The following is a 21,540-nucleotide window of genomic DNA, read 5'->3' on the forward strand; positions in this document are numbered from 1 at the left end:
TGGATGCAGCAGGCGATCGCCCTAGCCGCCGCCGCCGGACAGGCCGGAGAAGTGCCCGTCGGCGCAGTCGTCGTCGCCCCGGACAACACCCTGCTCGCCACGGGCGAAAATCGCCGCGAACGCGACCATGACCCCACTGCCCACGCCGAAGTTCTGGCGCTGCGTCAGGCAGGGCAACGCCTTGGCACCTGGCGACTGGAAGACTGCACGCTCTACGTCACGCTGGAACCCTGCCCCATGTGCGCTGGGGCGATCGCCCTTGCTCGACTGGGAATGCTGGTCTACGGCGCAGACGACCCCAAAGCCGGAGCCATCCGCACCGTCCTCAACCTACCCGACAGCGCCGCCTCAAACCACAGCCCCAGAGTGCTATCGGGAGTTTTAGAAGCAGCGTGTCGAGCGCAGTTGCAGCAGTGGTTTGCCAAGCGGAGGGGAAATGGGTAGCCACGGAGAGGGATTCGTTAACTCCAACCTTCCCTCTTCCCTTTTCGTTCTTCCCTCTTCGTTCTTCCCTTTTCGTTCTTCCCCTCTTCTTCTACCCCACCGGGACGGCCGCCAGATTCTTCTGAATCATTTCCCGATACTGGCTCTTCTGCTTCACGCCAAGCATCTGCCCCACCAAGGCCTTGTCCTTGAAGAACTGCACGGTCGGGGTTCCCGTCACGCCTGCATTGGCCGCGATCTCAGGATCTTGCTCAATGTCGATGATGACGTAGTGAACCTGGTCTGCAAACTCGTCGATCACCTTGCTGAGAATCGGCTTCAGCGTGTGGCAGGGGCCGCAGGTGGGCGAAGTGTAGATGACCACAATTAGGCGATCGCTCTCGTGATACAGCTTCCGCAGCGCGTAGCCGCCCTCGTGCCGGGTATTTGCCAGGTCAAATTCCGAAGCCTGTTGCTCTTCGGTCTTGTGGGCAGGGGCTTCGTGGGGGCGCTCCGAGGCTTCCGTTTGGTGGAACTCCTGAATCAGCGAGTTTGCCGAGAGATAGCGCTCCGCCAGCAGCGCCGCCATACAGCCCGTCCCCGCCGCCGTAATCGCCTGACGATATTCGTGATCCTGCACGTCGCCCGCCGCAAACACACCTTCTACATTCGTCTTCACATCTTCATGGGTAACGATGTAGCCCACGCCATCCAGGTCGATCTGCCCCTGAAACAGCGACGTATTCGGCGTGTGACCAATGGCATAAAACAGACCCTTCGCGGCAATTTCGCCCGTTTCGCCCGTGTGGTTGTTGATGGTCTTAATCCCCGTCATCAGGTTGCCATCGCCAAACACTTCAGTCGCCGATGTGTTCCAATGCACAGTAATCTTGGGATTTCGCAGCACGCGATCCTGCATGGCCTTGCTAGCCCGCATCTTGTCCCCGCGCACCAGCAGGTGAACGTGGGAGCCGTACTTGGTCAGGTAGACCGCTTCTTCGGCCGCCGAGTCGCCGCCGCCGATCACCACCAGTTCCGCATTTCGGAAAATCGGCGTTGCGCCGTCACAAATCGCGCAGGCCGAAATGCCCCGCGTCCAATACTCCGCTTCTCCAGGCAGATTCAACCGCTTGGCCGTTGCGCCAGTACAGATGATGACCGTGTGGGCCCGCACTTCGCGCTCCTCTGAGCGAATCACAAAAGGACGCTGGCTAAAATCTACAGAAATCACGTCTTCAGTCACCAATTCCGCGCCCCAGCGCAACGCCTGCGCCTTCATGTTGTCCATCAAGTTGGGGCCAGTGATGCCGTTGGGAAAACCGGGGAAATTCTCAACTTCGGTGGTGGTCATGAGTTGTCCACCGGGCAGCCCGCCGGCCTGAAACCCTTCAAACATAAACGGCTTCAAATTTGCCCGCGCTGCATAGATCGCAGCCGTATAGCCCGCTGGACCGGAGCCAATGATGACCACATTCTCTACCGCATTTTCTACCGCTGGGTTCGCCATAGGGAAATAGATAAACTCATAACGACTACGTTTAGGTTATCACAGGATACTGGGGGTGTAAAGAGATGTTGAGGGGAAGAACGAAGAACGAAGAACGAAGAGCGAAGAGCGAAGAGCGAAGAGAATCTGGTCAGGGTTGGATAGGTACCTGGAAATTTTCGTTTTTCGTTTTTCGTTTTTCGTTCTTTAAATTAGGTTTCCCCGTCAGACTGGAATCTTGGCCACCATTTGCCGGGTAGGATCTGCGCTATCCTACTCACAACACATATTCTTCATTCCCCAGAGATCGAGGCTATGCTGACACAGATTGTGCGCCCGATGGTTCGCACGCAACTGCGGCTTTTGGCCAGCAGCCAGTCTACCCGCGCCACGCTGGTGAATACGATCGCCCAATGGCTGGGCTTTTTGGGCGTGGAGGCACGGGTCACCGAAATTGATGCCGCGTCGGACAAGATTCAGGTGTCGCTGGTGGTGGGCAAGCCCGAAGCCTGCGATAGCCACGACTGGGAGCAAATTTTGAAGAATTTGGAGGAGAGCGAGCGGGCCAGTGGTGCAGAACCCACGGAGCCGATCGTGCTAACGCCCCAACAGCAGAGCAAGTTGCAGCGGCTTTTGGCCTACGTGATCCAGGCGGGTAGCCCCGATAGCAAGGTGGTGTGGGAGGATGTGCTGCCGCAGTTGCGCGGGCTGGGCTATGAAGAAGACATGCTGCTGGGTATTCGTTCTGCGCTGAAGATTCCGCAATCGCTGGAGGTGCTGACGGAGGGGCTGGATGCTGACCTGGCGGCGATCGCCCTGCCCAAGGCCGTCAGTCTGTCGATGCTCGATCGTCGGGTCACCGCCTCAGAGGATCAGGCGCTCTCTGCCCTGCTAGAGGCCATGAAGCAACCGCTCTAACCCTGCTTTTTCTAACTAACTTTCTGGCTTCCTAGGAACCTGACCGCTGTAGGGCGGCCTGGGCCTGCGTATACCAGGTGTTTTCTTCGGGAATGGTGCGGTCTGCGGTGTTAGCGCAGGCTTGCCATTCTGCCACCGCAGGTTTGCCCTGAGCCGTCCACACCTGAGCCAGCAGGCAGTGAGCAGCGGCCGGTTGAGGGTCAAGCTGAATCGCCGCTTGCAGATGGGCAGCCGCTTCATCGAGACGGCCCTGTTTGAACGCAATCCATCCCAGGTTTTTGTGATAGCTGTAGGTAAAGTCTGGGCTTAGTAGCGCCCCTGTTCCTTCGGGAGTCGCCCCAGCAGATGCAGTTTGCTCGCCCTGCATCAACACGCTGGCAGCCATGTCGTATTGCCCATCGAGAATATATAGCCGGGAGAGCGGAATACTGGCCTGGGGCAATCCACCCTGGAGCGCGAGGCGATATTGGGCGATCGCCTTTTCGGGATTCTGCCCGTCTTCATACACCGTGCCCAAGTCATAGCGCGTTTGGGGATTGTCGGGGTTAAGGGCGAGCGATCGCCGCAGGTTCTCCTCAGCGCGGGTCATTTCGCCCTGAGCCTGATTGTCGTTGCCCCAGGCGGCGTAGAGGCTGGCAATGCGGGGCAGATTGGCGTGTAGCCCCAGCAGCAGCAGCAGTAGCCCGGTCGAGAGTCCCAGCTTAGCCTCGTGGTGATAGTGGGAGGGCACGCCCAAACGCTCCAGGCTGCGTTCGGTGGCCTCCTGCCCAGCCTGGGTCAGTGCTGTTTTTCCTGTCAGCAGCGTCAGCACGCTCTGTCCCACGATGACAAAGGAGCCAAGGAGGTCAGTACCCCCCGTCAAAAACTTGCTAGAAATATCCATCACCAGGCTGAAGCTGGCCGCCAGCGTGGTAATCGTCAGCGCGTCCCAGAGCCAGTCGAGGCGATCGCGCGGGTCGGGCGGTTTAGGAAACTTCCACCACCAGGCGCTTGCGGGCGGATTGAGGCTGTCGCGCCAGGTCGCCAGATCGAGATGACGGGCGATCGCCCCGCTCTGTTGTCTCAGCCGCTGATCTAGCCGATAGATTTCAGCCCGAATTGTCGGATCAGCAGGTGCTTTATCCAGCGCAGCTTGCACCGCGTCTCGCGCCGTCAACGCCTGCAAAATCACATCTTCACTGGGCTGCTCGGCGTGGGCTTCCAGTGTTTCCAGAGCCACTCCATAGCGCTGAAGCACGGGATAATCAGACGATCCGAGCGGAGCAGCGGAACCCAAGGGCAGCGGTTCCAGAGCGGGCTGTTCCAGAGCGGACTGTTCCAGAGCGGACTGTTCCAGAGGAGACTGTTCCAGAGGAGACTGTTCCAGAGGAGACTGTTCCAGAGCAGGCTGTTCCACAGGCGCTTCTCCACAAGGCAAAGGTTTACAGGAGCAGTATTCTGAGGCGAATCCTTCACCCGCCAGGGCCGCCACTGACAGCCGCCGGGGCTGTTTATAACACCAACTGCGTCACCCAACTTTCCGTATCGGTCTGATTTTTGGGATTGGCCTGCCGCCGCGCCAAGCGCCAGGTTTTTCCCTCAATTTGCCGCTGGAGATAAATCTCAAATGGGTTAGCCTTTTGCGTCACCGTTCGCCCCGGAAACTCCAGCGTCACATCATAAGTTCCCCGCACCCGAAACCCCCGCAGGTTGCCGATTTGCAATCCCTGCTCATCAGTGATTTTGACATTGCTGATGGTAAACGGGGGAAAGGTCGGGTCTTGGGGGTTCAGGAGTTGGATCAGGTCTTCCTGCGTCTGGCTGAACTGGAGGGCGATCGCCCGCTCCACAATATCTCGACCCGGCCCAGAGACAGAGCTACAGGCAGTCAGGAGGAACGTAAGCAGGAGCGCGAGGAGGGGACGGAGCATTTTCGGGTTAATTGAAGGAATAAAGCACAAAGGGGGGGAAGAAGGGGGAAGTTAAAGAACGAAGAACGAAAAACGAAGAACGAAGAACGAAAAACGAAGAACGAAAAACGAAGAACGAAGAACGAAAAACGAAGAACGAAAAACGAAAAACGAAGCCTCTTCCCTCTTCGTTCTTCTCTCTTCGTTCTTCCCTCTTCCCTCTCCCCTTTCCCTTCTCAGAACATCTTATGATCCAATTGCCCTTCTACCGTTGAAGACCATGACAGGCAAAAGCTTGGGACTGTCGGAACCGCTGCACGATTACCTGCTGTCGGTGTCGCTGAGAGAGCCGGAGGTGCTGCGATCGCTCCGAGAGGAAACGGCCCGCCATCCAGAGCGCATCATGCAGACCACGCCCGATCAGGGGCAATTTTTGGCGCTGCTGGTGCAACTGATTGGCGCGACGAAAACGCTGGAAATTGGCGTGTTTACGGGCTACAGTTCCCTGGCGGTGGCGCTGGCGCTGCCGGAGGCGGGGCAAGTCATCGCCTGCGACGTGAGCGAAGACTATACGGCGATCGCCCGTCGCTATTGGCAGCAGGCCGGCGTGGCCCATAAGATCGCGCTGCATCTTGCGCCTGCGCTGGAAACGCTGGATCGCCTGCTGACAGAGGGACAGGCGGGCACGTTCGACTTTGCCTTTATCGACGCAGACAAGGGCAACTACTGGAACTATTACGAGCGATCGCTCCAACTCCTGCGCCCCGGCGGGCTGATCGCCGTCGATAACGTCCTCTGGGGCGGCGAGGTCATCAACCCCGATAACCAATCCCCCAACACCCTCGCCATTCGCGAGTTCAACCAAAAAATTCACCAGGACAACCGCGTCTCCCTCAGCATGATTCCCGTATCGGACGGGCTGACGCTGGCCCGGAAGCGATAGGGAGCGGTGAGGTGCGATATGAGATGTCGCCCGCCCTTATGCCGACCCCCCTCGACTCTGCCGAAATCATCGCTTACCCTAAGACCAGAGTCCTCTTGCAAAACCGCGTCTGGGAGGAGGTGCGATGCCCATCTCTAGCGAATGGATGCCCTGGCTGGTGGGGTTGGGGCTGAATAGCCTGCTGGCGGCGATCGCCTGGGTTTTGCCCAAGAAACTGCTGACTCCGGCGGGCATTTTCCACGCCTGGGCCCTGGGGGTGATTCTGTTTGGCACGCTGGGCTGGCGCGGCTATGTCGTCATGGTGGTGTACTTCCTGGTGGGATCGGCGGTCACTCGCATTGGCAAGCAGCGCAAAGAAGAGGCCGGCATTGCCGAGAAGCGCTCTGGGGCACGGGGGCCCGAAAACGTCTGGGGGTCGGCGCTGACGGCAACGCTCTGTGCCCTGAGCATTTACGCCTTGGGGAGTGCTGGCACGGCGACGACGAAGGTGATCATCGTGCTGCTGGCGCTGGGCTATGTGGCCAGCATTGCCACCAAGCTAGCCGACACCACCGCTACGGAAATTGGCAAAGCCTACGGCCGCCGCACGTTTTTGATTACCAACTTCCAACCCGTTCCAGCGGGAACTGAGGGCGCAGTAAGCCTGGAGGGAACGTTAGCAGGGCTGTTGGGGGCAGCGCTGATTGCCACGCTGGGCTGGGCCGTGCGGCTGATCGCCCCGATTGAAATTCCCATGTGCATTGCCGCCGCATTTATCGCCACGAATCTGGAAAGCTTGATCGGCGCAACGCTGCAATCCAAATACCGCTGGCTCACCAACGAGATGGTGAATATTGTGAACACATTTTTGGGGGCGATCGCCGCTGTTGCGATCGCTGGAGCCTACTACTTCCTCGCTCACCAGCTTGCCTAAAGCGCAAGCATACCTGAAGCGCAAATATGCCCAAATACTGTGTCAGCCCACTTTCGTCCCACCATCTCCAAGCCTGTCATTCCCACCACTGACTACAGTCAGCCCCGTCTCCCCCCATCCAACCCTCTTCCTTCTTCCCTCTTCGTTCTTCTCTCTTCCTTCTTCCCTCTTCCCTCTTCCCTCTTCCCTCTGCTAGCCAGACGACTGCATTCCAGCCCCCAATCCTGCTTTAATCTAGCTATTCTCTAGATCTAAGACCGCAAGTTTATCCGAGAATAGGATCACCGCACCCTGCTTTGGCGGTCACCGCTGCTGGATTGTCCGGATTGGATTAAGCAAGCCCTGCATGAGCATTTCTGAGTCCGTGCTGGATGCGCTATTGAAGCGATCGCCCCACTTGCGCCCCCAGCTTTACTTCAAATCGTCGCTCACCGCCCTCTCTCACGCGATGGAGGATCAGGTTCTGGCATCCTCCGGCCAGCCGCTCATCATTGCCAGCTTCCAGCGCGAACGGTTCTATCGACAGGAATCTCACCGCTACCTCCGCATCGCCGCGCTCACCCCCCAGGTCTACGTCCTGGCTGCGCCCGAAACGGACTTCATGAACCGTTCAGAAGAATATGAAACCGTCGCCTTTGACCCCTCCGACCAACTGAGCCAGGAATGGCATTTGGTGGTGATTGGGCAGCAGTATTCCGCCTGTCTGGTCTGCCGCGAGCGCACTAGCCTGCCCAGCGCCGCCGACACCGCAGAAACGACGATGGATCAAACCCGCCGCTTTGAAGGCGTGTGGACGTTTGACCGCCAGGTGAGCTACCATGCCGCCGAAATTTTGCTCGATCGCATCCTGAACTATCGCCCAGAATTGGCGGAAAAAATCGCCGCCGCCAAGGCCGAAATTCTGCTGCCGCAGCCCACCAAGCTGGAAGTAGACCCCGACCCCTTTGCCCAGCGCCTAGTCACTCATTTGCAGGCAGGGCAATACAAGCTGCTCAAGGCCTACCGCTCCATCGCCACGCAGGAGCGCAAAGAACGCCTGGTGAACTCCATCACCACAGCGATGCGCCAGTCCCTCAACACCGACGACATTTTCCGCGTGGCAGTGGAGGAGTTGGGCAAAGCGATGCAGGTCTGTCGCTGCATCATCTATCGCTGCAAAGACACCGACAGCAGCGCCAAAATCATCTATGAATATCGCCGCGACAAGCGCATTGCCTCCCTGGTGGATCAGGACTGGCCGCTGCGAGACAATCCCCTGTTTCAAGCCGTGGCCCAGCAGCAGACCTCGATAGCGATTCGCGAAGCGATCCCTGCGGAAATCGCCAACACCAGCACTGACTCGCCGCTTGACCTGTCGCCGCTCAAGCCAATTTTGAAGCGAGCATCCATCCGCTCCTGGCTGATGGTGCCTGTGATTAACCAAGGACGACTGCTGGGCATGGTGGAGCTACACCACTGCCAGAAGGAGCCACATACTTGGACAGACGAAGCGCGATCGCTCGTAGAATCCGTCGCCTCCCAGTTGGGCGTTGCCATCCTCCAATCCGAATCCTACGCCAACCTGGAAGACCTGAACGAGCAGCTTGAAGCGCTAGAGCGCACCCGCAGCAACCTGATCGCCATCACGGGCCACGAACTCCGCACGCCGCTGTCCACCATTCAGGTTTGCCTGGAAAGCCTAGCCAGCGAACCCGACATGCCTACAGAACTGCGCCAAGTCATGCTCAGCACGGCCCTGTCCGATGCAGAACGAATGCGAAAACTGGTGCAGGACTTCCTCACCCTATCGCGGCTGGAGAGCGGCCGCGTCGAGTGGCATCTGGAACCGCTGGCGCTGCAAGAGTGCGTAGACCTAGCTCTCAGCAGCCTGCGAACCCGCCAGTCCGACGCGCCATTGCCCAAAATCCAGACCAACGTGCCGGGGGAACTGCCGCTGGTCAGGGCCGACGGGGAATGGCTGGTCGAGGTGCTGGCCAAACTGCTAGACAACGCCTGCAAATTCACCGAATCCACCGGAGAAGTGCTGATCGAGGCGCACCCAAACGGTGGCAAGATGCTGGAAGTCACCATTGCCGACACGGGACGCGGCATCGAGCCAAATCGCCTAGAGGTCGTCTTTGATCGCTTCTATCAGGAAGAAGGGGCCCTGCGGCGGACGGCGGGCGGCACGGGGCTGGGCCTGGCGATTTGCCGACAGATCATCCTGGCGCTGGGCGGGCAGATCTGGGCCGAGTCGGATGGGCGCGACAAGGGCAGCCAGTTTCACTTTACGCTGCCGCTGGCGCAGGAGACGGCGGGCACGTCTGGGGCTAGAGCAAAGAACGGCCGCTCCTGAGTTCTGACATCTTTGCCAAAAGCGCAGTTCCCATTGCTGCCAGTAGCCCCAACAGGTAAAAAAACAGACGAGTCATCACCTTTAGCGGGTGGCCGCCCTTGTTGCAGGGCGGGTTTCCCAGCACATGGCAGTCAAATAATTTGGCAAAAAACCGGAGGCATTGGGCAGGGGTCAGGTTCTTGAACCCCAGCCAGAAATGATTGTGATAGAAGCTGATCTGATAGCGGGGCGATCGCGTCGAGAGGTCATGACAGCCGCCCGTTTCCTCCCCCAGATGCACCAGCCACGCCTCCGGGTCGTACCAGATCACTAGCCCCGTCGTCCGCAGCCGCAAGCACACGTCCGACTCTTCTCGCACCGCGCTGCCCCGAAACCGCTCGTCAAACCAGAGATGATGCTGGGTAAAGAGCGATCGCCGAAAGGACATATTGCAGCCCCGTGCCGACAGCACCCGCTGCGGCTGCACCGTATGCACCAGGTCGAGGTGATACCAGGCGATCGCCGGATCGTTTGCCGCCGGCGGCAGTTGCTCGATGCGGCGATCGGGGTCATCCGCCAGCTTCAGCCGATCCAGCACCCGGCCAGCGATCGCCCCAATCTCTAAGTTTTGATAATGCCGCGCGTGTCTTGCCAAAAAATCCGGCGGCATCTGCACGTCGTCGTCCACAAACACCACAATCTCGCCCGTTGCCTGCCGAATGCCGACATTTCGCGCCCGCGGCAGGCTGGCCCAATCCACCCGCAGCCAGGTCAGCTTGCCTGCTGCGCTGAGTTCTGCCAGCATTGCCTCGGTTTCGGGTTCATGCACCGCCGTCTGATCCACCACGATCACGTCGTAGGTCGGGTACTCTTGCCGCAGGGCATCCCGCAGCGTGGCCCGCAGCACCGCCTCGCGCTGGTAAGTGGGAATAATTAAGGACACGGAGGAAAGCATTGGGAGCAAGGCGCATCAGCCTCCATCCTGTCGCATTTTGCCAATCTTCAGCTATCCTTCGGGTATTGTGAGCATTGGAAATTCAAGGGCTTGGCAGAATGCAGGTGTGGGTTGCAGGCGTAGTGCTGTTTTTTGTAATGGCAGAGCTATATCCCTGGGTCGAGGGTCTGAGCTTACCGCTGCCGCTGATGGTGGCGGCCGGGCTAGGACTGGCGATCGCCTCCAATCGGTTTCCCCTCAACGGTAGAGGGCGATCGCCCCGCCTCGCGCCAAAGCCCGCGCCAAAAGCCACCCCTCCAGAAGCCGCTCAACCCGCCAACCCCGCCTCTGCACCGCACCCAAGCCCAGCACCACAGCGCCCCCCCACCCAGCTTCCTAACCTCCACCCCACCCCGCCTGCGCCCCCGCCCCGCCCGATTTCTTTTACCATCCGCAAGCCCGGTGCTTCCTAGTTGTATTCGTTGTATTCGTTGTATTCGTTGTATTCGTAGTTGTAGCTGAGGTCGATTTTGGATTTTGGATTGGCGATTTTGGATTGGCGATTTTGGATTGGCGATTTTGGATTGGCGATTTTGGATGGCCGGCCCAAATACCAAATACTCTGTCAGACTTCCAACAACTTCATCATCTAGCGCTATTTGAGTAGCGCTGTTTGAGAGATGTGTGTTTGAGAGACGGGAGAGAACAGAGATCAGCCGAAATGGCCGACATTCTGGAATCCGGCTGTGGCTTGCTGTAGTCCTCTCCGTTCCCCTCCCTGTGAACCCCTCTCCTCACCCAAGTCCTCCAGGAGGCTGCTGTGTTGTTTCAAAAACTTCGTCAGCTCAACATTGATTTGCTGAGCGTCGGCAAAGGCACCATTTCCCTGCTGCGGAATGCTGAAAATACAGACTCGGTGTATGACATTGAAGACGGTCTGCGATCGACCAAAGCAATGGCGCTGGCGGTGGAATACGTCAAGCGCGACGAGGCGATCGCCCGCCTGTTTGCAGAACGCTACATCGCGCCGCCGCCCGATCTGGATGCCCTGCTAAAGCTGCCGCCCGATTCCCTCGGCTACATCTACGCTTCGACGCTCACCGCCGCCGGGTTCGACCCCAACTTTTATCGCAAGGTCGAAGTCACCGACGACATCACCTACATGCTGCTGCGCCTGCGGCAAACGCACGACATCTGGCATCTGGTGACGGGCTTTGAAACCAGCGTCTTTGGCGAACTGGGGCTAAAGGCCTTTGAACTGGCGCAGACCCGTCGCCCCATGTCAATCGTGCTGATTTGCGGCGGGCTGTTGAAGACCCTCACCGATGCGCCAGAGTCCCTCGACGGCATCCTCAACGACCTGTCGAAGGGCTACCGCATGGGCATGACCGCCAAGCCATTTCTGGCGCAAAAGTGGGAGGAACATTGGGAGCGTCCGCTGGCTGAATGGCGGCAAGAATTGGGCATCGCATAGGCGCTAAGTCGAGCCGCAGTGACTATCGCAGCCGTGACTATCGCAGCCGTGACTATCGCAACCGTGACTATCGCAGCGCATAGTCGGGCTGATACTCCACCAGTTCCACCTCGTTGCCGTCGGGGTCGCTAACATAGAGCCGCAGCCGCGTTTCGGGCGAGGTGTAGGTGTAATACTCAATGCCGTGCTTTTCTAGGTGCGATCGCATCGTTTCGGCATCTTCGATCACAAAACCGACGTGGTTGAACCCCACGCCAACATAGGCGCGATGAGCCGCCGCAGGTTCGTGGGCATTGTTCAGCGACATATAGAACTGCTTATTGCCCAGGTGAACCCAGCGATCGCCCCCATAGCTGCCTTCTGCCCGCACATACCAGTCGGGAAACAGCGTTTGATAAAACCGCTGGCTCGCCTCCAAATCCTGACAAGACAGGTTGATATGTTCCATCCGTTTGAAGTTCATGACTGCCTCCAGCCCTTGTGTAAGGAGTGTCGTGTGTAAGGAGTGTCGTGCGAGGGGCGTTGTGGCGATGGGCGATGAACCTGATCTAGCGCTTTGGAAAGGGGCGGTCGCCAAAGTCAAACAGCCCTCACTCCTTAATCATACTCGTAATGAGTACGAGTATGATCTCTCCCTGATGGGGACTCCTGGATGGGAACTCCCTGATGGAGACTCCTAAATGGGGACTCAGAGGTCAGCTAATTCCACAAAGGGCATCAGGATTTGGACTCACGGTTTTACGGACTATCTTACAAACTACTCATTACGGATTACTCGATGGCCAAAAACTGCCGATTCTCCTCGCGGATTTGGGCGGCGGCATCGTCGTAGAGGAAGGGCAGATAGGCGTAGCGGAGTCCCTGCGTAACGGGCGTGGCCTCATGCAGCAGCGAGCAAGAGAAGACCACTGCACCGCCCGCGGGGGCTTCATAGGTTCGTCTGCCAAATTCGGGAAAGCGCAGTTTACCCCCTTCATATTCGCCCGTGTTGAGGTTGAGCGACACTGCAAAACGGCGGTGGGCCGTACCTTTGGTGGTGTTGTCGCGATGAGGCCTGAAAAAGCCGCCGGAGTGGCCGTCGTAGCAGGCGACGATGTGGCGCTCGATGCGCGTGGCGCGAAACTGGAAGGCTTTGGCGATTTCGGGGACGAGGCGATCGTGAATCCGATACATCGCCGCATTCCGCAGGGGTTCGTCCAAAATTTCCTGGTCTTTTCGCCGCTTGAAGCTGTGGTCGAGTGCGGCAACAGTGCGCCCGCCCACCTCCCGCATAAAGCCCGATTCCTCGCCGCCGTGCTGGTTGTAGTAATCAATCAAGGCTTCGCACAAATCTGGCTCGAACACCCGCGGCACCACCAGCACGGGCGCTTGCACGGCGGCGGGTTCGGCAGGGTGGAGCGGCGGCAGTTGTTCGAGGATTTTCACCAGCAGGGCGACGTGCTGTTCTGGCTGGTCGCCAAAGGGCAGCACCCCCAGCACCCGCAGCCGCTCATCCAGGATATACGTGCAGGGCGTGTAGCTCTGGGTAGCTTCGTCTAAAACGCCGTATTGGCGGCTCACTAACTGGTCAAAGTCCCAAAAAAAGCGAATGCCGGGAATGGCTTCCTGCACTCTGGCTTGCGCCTGATCTTCCGGGTCGATGCTGACTCCAAAAAAGCAGCAGTGGGTATCGTCGAACAGCGCCCGATGTTGGAACAGCAGCGTCAGCACTTGCTGACTGATGGGGACGCTGGTGGAGGCGAAAAAGCACAGCACCACGTAGCGGCCGGCTACCGAGTCGAAATGATAGCGGGGATTGCTGGTGGAAGGGGCGGTGAACCAGGGAGCGGGTTCGCCCACCGTGAGCAGTGACCTGGCCATGGCAAAGTGTTTATTTTTCCATGCAAAGAACCTTATCAGGACTTACGCACTTGCGATATATTTGCTGGATTCCGGACGATTTCTCGCGGGCGCAGCCCGCGAGAAATCGTCCAACTGCGTAAGTCCTACTTACGTCGATTTTAGGTTTTGGCCTGGGGATGGGTCGTCCAATCATCCAAAATCCCTAATCCAAAATCCCCAATCCAAAATCTAAAATCCCCAATCCGAAACCCCTAATCCAAAATCAAGATGACGCATGCGGCAAACGCTTAAACCCCAAATCTGTCCCTGTGCCTGCGTGAACCTGGGCTAGCTTTTCGTATTTTTTGGCATGGTCGATCAGGTCGGCCACCTCTTCGTCGCTGAGGGAACGCACCACCTTTGCGGGAATGCCCACGACGAGCGATCGCCCTGGCACGTCCTTCGTCACCACCGCGCCTGCACCCACGATGCTGCCCGCCCCCACGCGCACCCCATCCAGCACGATCGCCCCGATGCCAATCAAACAGCCCCGCTCGATATGCGCGCTGTGGATAACGGCGCGATGCCCCACCGTCACGTAGTCTTCCAGCACCGTTGGCTGCCCCGGATCGCCGTGCAAAATTGCACCGTCTTGAATATTCGTGCAGCGCCCGATCTCAATCCGTTCCACATCGCCGCGCACCACCGCGCCATACCAGACGCTTGCGCCCTCCGCCAGCAACACCTCACCGATGACCGCTGCCCCCGGCGCAACAAACGCCGCCCTGGAGAGATCTGGGACAGACCAACCGCTGGTGCGATTTTGCTGTGAATTTTCCGTGAAACCCGTAGACAAGCTGTAAACTCCAGTCAAATTTCTTAAGATTGCCAGGATTCGCGCCCTTGCTTCCAGCGAATACCCGTAGAATTGTTTCTAGCTTTTAACTGAGAAAAGCCTAAGAAAAACCCAAAGTTATAATAGAGCCTTGCTGATGCTAGATGGAGACTACGCGGGTCGCGATTTCATGATGAACCCAGCCCTACAGTACCCAATCTTCGGCCCGGAGATTCAGTGTCCCCACTGTCGTCAGACAATTCCGGCATTGACCCTGACCGATACCTATCTATGCCAGCGCCACGGAGCTTTTGAAGCGAATCCCAAAACGGGCGAACTGATCCACCTCCAGTCTGGCCGACACTGGCGGCAGTGGGATAACGAGTGGTATCGCCAGCACACGCATCCCGATGGCATCCGATTTGAAATCCATGAAGCGCTCGATCGCCTCTATACCCAGGGCTATCGCGCTACCCGCGTAATCATTGCCCGTCGCTACCAGGATTTGATCAGCACCTACCTCGACCGCAGTGCCCCTTGGCGTGGCCAGGCAGACGCTAGCACTCGCCCCCGCCTCTACGGGCTGCCCGTAGAGTTCAGCCCCGATCCAAAGGAAGAGCCGTGCTGGGATGTGATTAACTTTGACCTGGAGAAAGAGCCGGGTGCGCCCGTGCGGTATCCCTACTTTCGGCTGTTTGAGTAGCTTGCGCGAGCCATGCACCACGCTTCGATTCGCACCGCCGACATCTTTCGGGCGATCGCCTTTTACGAGCGGCTGGGCTTCACGGTGTGCGAGCGGTTTACGGCGGGCATCACGCTGGGCTGCTGGATGGAGGGACTGGGCGGACGCATCGAGCTATTGCAGGTGCCCCAGCCCAGGGCCGCAGCAGATGCCTTTGGGGATGAGCATTACACGGGTTACTATCACCTGTCGTTTGACCTGACTAATACAGTCGAGAGTTTGCCGGACTGGCTGGAACATTTGCAGCAAGATTTTGCCCAGGCGGCCGCCGCAGGCGAGGGCGATGCGCTGAAGGTGCTGCTGGAGCCGACGCAGCAGATGATCGGCGATCGCATCTACGAAGTCGCGTTTGTGGCAGATTCCGACGGGTTGCCGCTGGAGTTTATCCGGGTGCTGGGGGAACGGGGAGGCGCGTAGTCGCTGCCCAAGTCCACTTGGGGGCACTCGCTGGATGCAAGGCGCAGATAGCGGCGACACTCGTCGGGGCTGAGCTGGCGCAACGTGCGATCGCGGGCTAGCTTGAGCAGCGTATCCCAGGTTGCCGCCCACAGATACAGGCGGCCGTTGCTGGCCAGCGTGGCGACGTAGCTGCCGTCGGGCGTAAAGAACGCCCGCTGAATGGTGACGGGCGACTCGGTGGCGGGCCGCAGTTGGGCCTGCTCTGCCCCTGTGCGGGGGTTCCACAGGCGAGCCGTGCCATCGCTGCCCGCGGTGACGAGCGATCGCCCATCAGGGCTGAACTGGGCATCCAGCACTGGGCCCTGGTGGCCACTCAGCACCATGCGCGGATCGCCCGTGGTGGCATCGGAAATTCGCACCGTGCCATCGCGAGTGGTGGTGACAAGGCTCAACCCGTCGGGGCTAAAGCTGGCGCTGGTGAGCGGGGCCGTGTGGCTAAGAATGCCCTGTCGCCGTCCAGTCTGGGCATCCCACACAATCGCAGTGTGGTCTGCGCCAGCGGTAACAATTCGCGTGCTGTCTGGACTAAAGCGGGCCGTGGCGATTCGCGACGCGCTCCCTACGGGAATTGCCCCCTGATGCCCCTCCAGCACTGCCACCAACTCGCCCGACTCGACCCGCCACAAGCGCACGCGGTCGTCGCTGCCCAACCCCAGCAGCAGCCGATTATCAGGACTGAACGCCAACTGCTGAATCGTAACGGGATTGCCCGATGGATTGCCGGACGGATTGCCTAATGGATTGCCCGATGGATTACCCGATGGATTACCGGACGGAGATATAGAACCCAGCAAAAGCTGGTGCAGCCGCGTGCTGGCGGCTGAGCCACGTAGCGGTTGCTTGTCAGCCGACTGAACCCGACGAATCTCGACCTGCCCTGCGCGAGTGGCGATCGCCATCAGTTCGCCGTCTGCACTCAGCGCAAAACTGGTCAGCCCCGATGTGCCCCCGGCATCTGCCACCCGCGCAGCCCGCGCTGAGTTTTGCTGAAACCGGGAGAGAATCTGCTGGGTGATGCTGGGCTGCTCTTGCGTCTCTTCGGCAACAGTTCCAGAAGGCGCGGGCTGAGATGCAGTTGCGTCAGCGCTGGAATCGGAGTCCGCAGCAGGGCGATCGAGCGGCATCCAGGTTTTGATTTGCTGCCAGAGCGTTTTCGGATTGAGCCGATGCAGATGGATTGCGTCGGGCATCTCCTGGGCTACGGTTTCAACGTAGGGATCTGTCCAGCGATCTGCATAAAACGCCCAGTTTTGCAAGATGCCCTCAGCGGTGACCAATGCCAGACTGAGGGTTCCGGGCAGCGGAGCCGTCGAGTCGAGCAAACTGTCTTCGGGTTCCGCTAGCAGCGCCTCCGCAGCGTCCTCCGCCCGTTTTGCGGCTAGGGTGAACTTGGGGCGTTGGCGCAAGCTCTGGGAAGCCGCATCGCGCCGAATCGACAGCAGCGCTCCATTTGCCGGAAGCCCGATCTGTCGCCCGCTGCCCCGTTCGTCGCCAGAAGAGGCGGTTTTACTTTGCAACGCTGGCGCGATTCGCGAAGCGATCCCTGCGGGAATTGCCGGCTGCACCCCGCCATCGGGCAGAAACGCCAGCCAGGACACACCACCCTCTGGAATAGCGATGCTGGGCAGTTCCCCGCCCGCCTCAGCCGACCACAGGTAAACATCACCCGCGTCATCTCCGGTTGCCAGGTGGGTTCCCCCAGGGCTGAATTGCAGGCGGGTTACAGGGCCACTGGGGTTTTGCAGTAGCGCCACAAGCTGCCCCGTGTGCGGGTTCCAAAGCTGCGTGGTGGCCCCGCTGACGGCGGCCAACAGATTTCCGCGCGGGCTAAAGGCGATCGCCCGCACGATGGGCTGCGGAGTCTTCCCCCGCCCCACCGAGAGATCTTGCTGCACCTGTCCAGTCCGCAAGTCCCACACTCGGATGGGTTGCCCAGGCGACACCGCCGCCAGCAGGGTTTCATCGGGGCTGAACTGAAGCTGGCTCAGGGCGGGCGGCCGCTGAGCAGTCTGGGCAAACCCCGTGAGCGTCATCTCCAGCGTACCCGTTTGGGCATCCCACAGACGCGCGATGCCATCGGCTCCCGCCGTTGCAATCCACCGGCCGCTGGGGCTATAGGTGGCGTGCAGGATACCGCCCGTGTAGGGCAGCGCAATGTGCTGTCGGAGATCGAGGTTGCCTGCGAGCGTCAGGGCCGCCGGGGACGGGGGCGTGGGTTGCGCTGGGTCGTTTGCTTCAGCAGTCGCTTCTGCTTCTGAGGACTCCGGCTGAGCAGGCGTAATTTTCCAGATCTGCACCATGCCCGACTGTCCTGCGATGAGCAGGGATGGTTCCTGGGGGCTAAACTGGAGCGTCTGGATCGGCCACTCTTGGGTGAGTTGAGCCACCTGCTGACCGCTTTCAACATGCCAAAGGGAAAGGGTACGACTCCCGGCGGGATCGGTTTGCGAATCGCCCACAGTTGCCAGCCAGTTGCCATCAGGACTGAAGCGAAGCTGGGTCGCAGACTGGGTCATCGGCAGGGTTTGCGCCAGAGTTCCGGTGTCCACGTCCCAGAGGTAAAGCTGAGTCGCAGATTTGGCGGTCGTGTCGGCGTTGTGGAGCAAAATCGCTGCCAGCTTCTTGCCGTCTGGGCTAAAGGCAATTTCCGTAATCTCTGCCTTAGCGTCGCCGGGCCCGGTGAACACCCGCAGCGGTTTGGCGGTCGTGTCGGCGTAGATGACCTGATCGGGGCTGGCCCACAGGCGAATGCTGCCGTCGGCACTGACTGTGGCGAGATAGCGGCGATCGGGGCTATAGACCAACTGGCGAATTGCGCCGCGATGCCCCGGTAGCCAGATTTGCAGCCGCAAGTCTTGGAGCGCAGCCCGCAGGCTCGATTCGGCTTCGTAGGTTGCACCCTGGGCCGCTGCCAGTCGGCTGACCACGAGGGCCGCCATCGCGTCTTGGTCTGGCTCTTGCAACATCGACTGGGCGATCGCCGCCCGCGCCCGCGAGGTGGCCACCATCGTCTGGTAATCTTTCTCGGCCTGCGTTTTTACGGTGGTGCGATATTGCCCCAACGACAGCGCCACCGCCAGCGCCAGGGCAGACGGCACAGACACCTTCACCCAAATAGCCTTGCGACGAACTCGACGGTTTTCGGCATCGCTGACGCTGAGAAATTCTCGGGCTAGGGTCGAAAGCTCCTGGGGATAGGTCTTCTGGAAGCTGATGGCATCCTGGAGGCGATCGCTCCCTAGCAAATACTCGTATCGGGTGGGTTTGCCCAGCTTTGCCCACTCCAGCGCCGCCTGTTCGATCCGCCGCTGGCGACGCAGCATCTCGCGGCTCTCATCCAGCCAGCCCCGCAGCAGACTCCAGTTGCGAATCAGCGCCTCATGCACCACATCGAGCAATTCTGCCGATGGGCGACTCCGCATCTTCTCCTCCGTCCGATCGCCCTCGCTGCCCCGACTGGTGACAACGAGTTTGCTGGCAACCAGCTTTTCCAGCGTGCGCTCGATCAGCGGTCTGGGAAACGCGGGGCTAACCAACTCATCCTTGGCAGCGCGGCGGCGCGTGTCTTCCGTGCCTTCACCCAGTCGAGTCAGCGTCAGGAAAATGCGCCGCGCCGCCGCCTGCTCATCCGGCTCCAGGCTGTTGTAAATGTCCGTCGCCCGCTTTTGCAGCGTACCCCGCACGCCGCCCAGTTCTGTGTAGGCATTGAGGGTTAGCTTGGAGGGTGCGCCCTGGGGCGATCGCTCACGCTGTTCCCACAGTTCCCGCAGCGTATATTGCAGCAGCGGCAATTCCCCCGGTGCCCCAATCACATCCAGCAGCATGGTGTAGACGAGATTGGGTTCGCAAATCAGCCCGGCCCGTTTGGCAGGGCGCACAATCGTATTTTTAATCTGCTCATAGCTCATGGGCAGCACCTTGAGAATCTGCCGCTTGATCTGAGCCGCCAGCCCCGCATATTGCAGGCACTTGCCAAAAAAATCTGCCCGCAGCACGACAACTATGCTAAAGCAGTCTTCGGACTGGGCCAGAGCGCTGGTCAAGCACTGGAAAAACTGCTGCCGCAGGGTCTCCGACTGAGAGCCACAGCAGAGCGTGAACACCTCCTCGAACTGGTCGATAATCAGCACTAGGCGCGGACGGACGGCCCCAGAGGGAAGCGTGGAGACTGCGCTGGAAGTGGGACTGTTGGGCAGGCTAGCCCGAACCAATCGCGCCAAACCGGTGCCGCCGCTTTGCAAAAAGGTCTCTGCCCGCTGGATTTGCTCCGCCCGCTCGATCTCTGGTGCGTTTGGATCGACAAAAGCGCTAGCCAAGCTCCGCAGGGGGTTTTCGCCCGGCGTAATCAGCTTGAGTCGCCAGCGATCGCTGCCTGCGAGCCGCTGCCCCCGGCGCAGTTCGTGCATCAGCCCGGCCCGCACCAGCGACGACTTGCCGCTGCCCGACGCACCCAGCACCGTGACAAAGGGACTCGTGCGGAGTCGTTCGACCAGTTGATGGGTCAGTTCTTCGCGCCCAAAGAAGAAGTCGGCGTGTTCTTCCTCGAAGCACTCCAGCCCGCGAAAGGGGCAAATCTCCGGCTTTTCCGGGGTTTTGGGGAGAATGGGGGAAGTAGCCGTGCCGCAGCGCGTCAGGATGATTTCGCTGCCGGAGTTTTCAAACAAGGGCTGCTGGAGTTCGTGCTTGAGGCGATCGCTCACCCAGGCCGTCAGGTAGTGCGCCGTCACAGTACCCGTGCTGGCATGGCGCGGGTCTAGCCCTTCCAGCAGCGCTTGGGTCAAAACGCTGTAGTCGCTATTGAGCGATTCGTAGGCGGCTTCATATTCCCGCGAGGCCGCAATAAACAGGCGATCGGTTCCCGTCCGTGCGCCGGGGTCTGCCTCCAGCATGTTGAGCAACTCGCCGCTGTGGCAGCAGTCTAGAATCACAATTCGCTGCCGCACTGGGCTTTCTTGCAACAGCCGCCGCAGCCAGTAGAGCGACAATCCGTAAAATCCCGCATCGGGGTTGGCATCGCTGACTGCAAGGTAGCCTTCGTGAATCCCCGCTTCTTTTTGGATGCCATGTCCAGAGAAGTAAAACAGCGCAGTCTGGGGAATATTGCTGCCTTTGGGCTTGAATAAATTGACCAGCGCAGTTTCTAGATCTCGCAAAAAAACGGGTGTCGCTTGACCGATTTTGGGCTGCCCTGCCTGCACGACTTCGGGCAGTCGCTGCACCCGAAATTCGCCGTAGGTTTGCAACATTTGGGCGATCGCTTCTGCATCTCTAGCGGGGGCTTTGAGCGGCTGTAAGAACTGATAAGCATTAACTCCAACAACGAGTGCATCCCGAGACATGACCCAACTCCTCACACACAACAAACAAGGCTAGCTGTAGTAACTTCGACGGTGAATTTGACGATTAATACCGCTATGGATAGACATAAGAACTTAGACGAGAAGCATAGACTTAGACAGGTGAAGAAAGAATTCTGGATGTATTAATCGAGTTGGCGATTGCAGGCTAAACCCACTGAAAATCCCTTAAACAAATCACTTAAACTAGCCAGGAAAACCAAGACTGGGAAATTGAAAAAGTGTCTGAAAAAGTCGTGACAAAATGACGGCAATCGTTCTTCACGATGTCCGCATCTAGATATTCTCAGTTTCTAAAGTTATCTGGAAGGCAGTTATAAACTTGCGTAGCCTAATTGCGATCGCAAAACCTTATAGAGTTTCCTTACATCGCGAGGTGCGTTTGCCATGAGAGGCAAGGGTTTCGTGATCGCTCACGACCCTCACGAGCTATAAAAGCACTGCCAAAAGGTCAATCTAATAAAGTCTGTCAATGCAGACGCTCGATAGAGCCAGTCATTAGAGACAATTTCACAACTCGGCTTCTTGAAAATGGTCTTTGGCAACTACGAGAAACTACTGATCCTCGAAGAGCATTAGCTGCCGAAGCCTGATTTTTCAGCCTGGTTCGCTAAAACGCCCTAAAGTTTTCAGATTTCACCCCTTAATTTTTCCTCGCGTATCCCTCGCTTATGCTTTGTTTTTGTTTCATTTGTCAGCAATGCGATACTCTCAAGAACAAGATCAATTAGAATTGAAAAAACCTGAATCGGCTTTACCAATCCAACTATAGTCAAAACCAAGTTTTAATAAAAAGAGGGCAAAACCCCTCATTTGAAAGCATTTCAACCCTTTATTAATCGATATTAATTAGGTCTTTAAGACGCAAAAAACCTTACGTCAATCCGCCAAGACGCTGAAGGTTTTAGAACAGTTCCGTTAGTTTCTATCGATCGTAAGATTAGTCTTAATGCGCTTATGTATTATCCCGGAGTTTCTCTCTTGAAATTTGGTGCGATGGCGATCGCCCTGCGTATTTTCTCTGAATTTACT

Annotated in this window: 18 protein-coding genes; 9 read left to right on the top strand and 9 right to left on the bottom strand. The window is 58.6% G+C overall.

Annotation, left to right across the window (positions count from 1 at the left end; all coding sequences use genetic code 11):
* Positions 1 to 3: 3 nt before the first annotated feature.
* On the top strand, positions 4 to 444 hold the full coding sequence (tadA, locus tag HNI00_RS17165; RefSeq protein WP_420156383.1) for a tRNA adenosine(34) deaminase TadA: 441 nt from the start codon (positions 4 to 6) through the stop codon (positions 442 to 444).
* Positions 445 to 535: 91 nt separating this feature from the next.
* Here tadA and trxB read toward each other — a convergent pair whose 3' ends face one another.
* Complete coding sequence (trxB, locus tag HNI00_RS17170; protein ID WP_316787853.1) at positions 536 to 1,930, bottom strand: thioredoxin-disulfide reductase; 1,395 nt, start codon at positions 1,928 to 1,930, stop codon at positions 536 to 538.
* Between the two features lie 294 nt (positions 1,931 to 2,224).
* Between trxB and HNI00_RS17175 the strand changes: the two genes are divergently transcribed.
* Positions 2,225 to 2,827, top strand: coding sequence for a hypothetical protein (locus tag HNI00_RS17175; protein WP_316787855.1), 603 nt, complete (start codon positions 2,225 to 2,227; stop codon positions 2,825 to 2,827).
* Between the two features lie 31 nt (positions 2,828 to 2,858).
* Here HNI00_RS17175 and HNI00_RS17180 read toward each other — a convergent pair whose 3' ends face one another.
* Entirely contained in the window at positions 2,859 to 4,223 is a 1,365-nt protein-coding gene (locus HNI00_RS17180; RefSeq protein ID WP_316787857.1) for a tetratricopeptide repeat protein, read from the bottom strand.
* A 94-nt stretch (positions 4,224 to 4,317) separates the two neighbouring features.
* On the bottom strand, positions 4,318 to 4,737 hold the full coding sequence (locus HNI00_RS17185; RefSeq protein WP_172356734.1) for a hypothetical protein: 420 nt from the start codon (positions 4,735 to 4,737) through the stop codon (positions 4,318 to 4,320).
* 259 nt (positions 4,738 to 4,996) lie between these two features.
* On the opposite strand from HNI00_RS17185, the gene HNI00_RS17190 reads away from it, so the two are divergent.
* The 3 genes from HNI00_RS17190 (at position 4,997) to HNI00_RS17200 (ending at position 8,907) form a co-directional block, all read left to right on the top strand.
* A complete protein-coding gene (locus HNI00_RS17190; RefSeq protein ID WP_316787859.1) occupies positions 4,997 to 5,659 on the top strand; it encodes a class I SAM-dependent methyltransferase in 663 nt (220 codons plus the stop codon).
* A 124-nt stretch (positions 5,660 to 5,783) separates the two neighbouring features.
* Positions 5,784 to 6,572: a TIGR00297 family protein gene (locus HNI00_RS17195; protein ID WP_316787861.1), complete on the top strand. Its 789-nt coding sequence runs from the start codon at positions 5,784 to 5,786 to the stop codon at positions 6,570 to 6,572.
* A gap of 346 nt (positions 6,573 to 6,918) precedes the next feature.
* Positions 6,919 to 8,907: a DICT sensory domain-containing protein gene (locus tag HNI00_RS17200; RefSeq protein ID WP_316787863.1), complete on the top strand. Its 1,989-nt coding sequence runs from the start codon at positions 6,919 to 6,921 to the stop codon at positions 8,905 to 8,907.
* Here the strand turns inward: HNI00_RS17200 and hpsN are convergent.
* A complete protein-coding gene (hpsN, locus tag HNI00_RS17205; protein WP_420156220.1) occupies positions 8,882 to 9,841 on the bottom strand; it encodes a hormogonium polysaccharide biosynthesis glycosyltransferase HpsN in 960 nt (319 codons plus the stop codon). The two genes, HNI00_RS17200 and hpsN, sit on opposite strands and share 26 nt — an antisense overlap.
* A 98-nt stretch (positions 9,842 to 9,939) precedes the next feature.
* On the opposite strand from hpsN, the gene HNI00_RS17210 reads away from it, so the two are divergent.
* The gene (locus HNI00_RS17210) at positions 9,940 to 10,293 is read left to right on the top strand and encodes a hypothetical protein (RefSeq protein WP_316787867.1); all 354 of its coding nucleotides are present in this window, start codon (positions 9,940 to 9,942) and stop codon (positions 10,291 to 10,293) included.
* On the opposite strand, the gene HNI00_RS17215 is transcribed toward HNI00_RS17210, so the two are convergent.
* Positions 10,290 to 10,430 carry a hypothetical protein gene (locus tag HNI00_RS17215; protein WP_316787870.1) on the bottom strand — a complete coding sequence of 47 codons (141 nt, stop codon included), beginning with the start codon at positions 10,428 to 10,430 and terminating at the stop codon, positions 10,290 to 10,292. The genes HNI00_RS17210 and HNI00_RS17215 overlap by 4 nt on opposite strands.
* Positions 10,431 to 10,640: 210 nt before the next feature.
* Between HNI00_RS17215 and HNI00_RS17220 the strand changes: the two genes are divergently transcribed.
* Positions 10,641 to 11,294 (top strand): Coq4 family protein, encoded by a 654-nt coding sequence (locus HNI00_RS17220; protein WP_172356744.1) that lies wholly within the window; start codon positions 10,641 to 10,643, stop codon positions 11,292 to 11,294.
* A 67-nt stretch (positions 11,295 to 11,361) separates the two neighbouring features.
* Here HNI00_RS17220 and HNI00_RS17225 read toward each other — a convergent pair whose 3' ends face one another.
* The 3 genes from HNI00_RS17225 to HNI00_RS17235 form a co-directional block, all read right to left on the bottom strand.
* Complete coding sequence (locus HNI00_RS17225; RefSeq protein WP_316787873.1) at positions 11,362 to 11,757, bottom strand: VOC family protein; 396 nt, start codon at positions 11,755 to 11,757, stop codon at positions 11,362 to 11,364.
* Between the two features lie 308 nt (positions 11,758 to 12,065).
* Positions 12,066 to 13,154 (bottom strand): redoxin domain-containing protein, encoded by a 1,089-nt coding sequence (locus HNI00_RS17230; RefSeq protein ID WP_316787875.1) that lies wholly within the window; start codon positions 13,152 to 13,154, stop codon positions 12,066 to 12,068.
* Between the two features lie 244 nt (positions 13,155 to 13,398).
* Positions 13,399 to 13,971, bottom strand: coding sequence for a gamma carbonic anhydrase family protein (locus HNI00_RS17235; RefSeq protein ID WP_316787877.1), 573 nt, complete (start codon positions 13,969 to 13,971; stop codon positions 13,399 to 13,401).
* 169 nt (positions 13,972 to 14,140) lie between these two features.
* On the opposite strand from HNI00_RS17235, the gene HNI00_RS17240 reads away from it, so the two are divergent.
* Positions 14,141 to 14,653: a TIGR02652 family protein gene (locus HNI00_RS17240; protein WP_068515812.1), complete on the top strand. Its 513-nt coding sequence runs from the start codon at positions 14,141 to 14,143 to the stop codon at positions 14,651 to 14,653.
* Between the two features lie 12 nt (positions 14,654 to 14,665).
* Positions 14,666 to 15,109, top strand: coding sequence for a VOC family protein (locus HNI00_RS17245; RefSeq protein WP_316787881.1), 444 nt, complete (start codon positions 14,666 to 14,668; stop codon positions 15,107 to 15,109).
* Here the strand turns inward: HNI00_RS17245 and HNI00_RS17250 are convergent.
* On the bottom strand, positions 15,028 to 20,490 hold the full coding sequence (locus tag HNI00_RS17250; protein WP_316787883.1) for an nSTAND1 domain-containing NTPase: 5,463 nt from the start codon (positions 20,488 to 20,490) through the stop codon (positions 15,028 to 15,030). The genes HNI00_RS17245 and HNI00_RS17250 overlap by 82 nt on opposite strands.
* Positions 20,491 to 21,540 lie beyond the last annotated feature (1,050 nt).

It is taken from the genome of Thermoleptolyngbya oregonensis NK1-22, assembly GCF_032705245.1.
Classification (GTDB): Bacteria; Cyanobacteriota; Cyanobacteriia; order Elainellales; family Elainellaceae; genus Thermoleptolyngbya; species Thermoleptolyngbya sichuanensis.

Coding starts and splice junctions, on each gene's coding strand:
- HNI00_RS17240 (WP_068515812.1), top strand. CDS start 14,141: ATGATGAACCCAGCCCTACAGTACCCAATCTTCGGCCCGGAGATTCAG.
- HNI00_RS17185 (WP_172356734.1), bottom strand. CDS start 4,737: ATGCTCCGTCCCCTCCTCGCGCTCCTGCTTACGTTCCTCCTGACTGCC.
- HNI00_RS17250 (WP_316787883.1), bottom strand. CDS start 20,490: ATGTCTCGGGATGCACTCGTTGTTGGAGTTAATGCTTATCAGTTCTTA.
- HNI00_RS17200 (WP_316787863.1), top strand. CDS start 6,919: ATGAGCATTTCTGAGTCCGTGCTGGATGCGCTATTGAAGCGATCGCCC.
- hpsN (WP_420156220.1), bottom strand. CDS start 9,841: ATGCTTTCCTCCGTGTCCTTAATTATTCCCACTTACCAGCGCGAGGCG.
- HNI00_RS17195 (WP_316787861.1), top strand. CDS start 5,784: ATGCCCATCTCTAGCGAATGGATGCCCTGGCTGGTGGGGTTGGGGCTG.
- tadA (WP_420156383.1), top strand. CDS start 4: ATGCAGCAGGCGATCGCCCTAGCCGCCGCCGCCGGACAGGCCGGAGAA.
- trxB (WP_316787853.1), bottom strand. CDS start 1,930: ATGGCGAACCCAGCGGTAGAAAATGCGGTAGAGAATGTGGTCATCATT.
- HNI00_RS17230 (WP_316787875.1), bottom strand. CDS start 13,154: ATGGCCAGGTCACTGCTCACGGTGGGCGAACCCGCTCCCTGGTTCACC.
- HNI00_RS17225 (WP_316787873.1), bottom strand. CDS start 11,757: ATGAACTTCAAACGGATGGAACATATCAACCTGTCTTGTCAGGATTTG.
- HNI00_RS17245 (WP_316787881.1), top strand. CDS start 14,666: ATGCACCACGCTTCGATTCGCACCGCCGACATCTTTCGGGCGATCGCC.
- HNI00_RS17190 (WP_316787859.1), top strand. CDS start 4,997: ATGACAGGCAAAAGCTTGGGACTGTCGGAACCGCTGCACGATTACCTG.
- HNI00_RS17210 (WP_316787867.1), top strand. CDS start 9,940: ATGCAGGTGTGGGTTGCAGGCGTAGTGCTGTTTTTTGTAATGGCAGAG.
- HNI00_RS17175 (WP_316787855.1), top strand. CDS start 2,225: ATGCTGACACAGATTGTGCGCCCGATGGTTCGCACGCAACTGCGGCTT.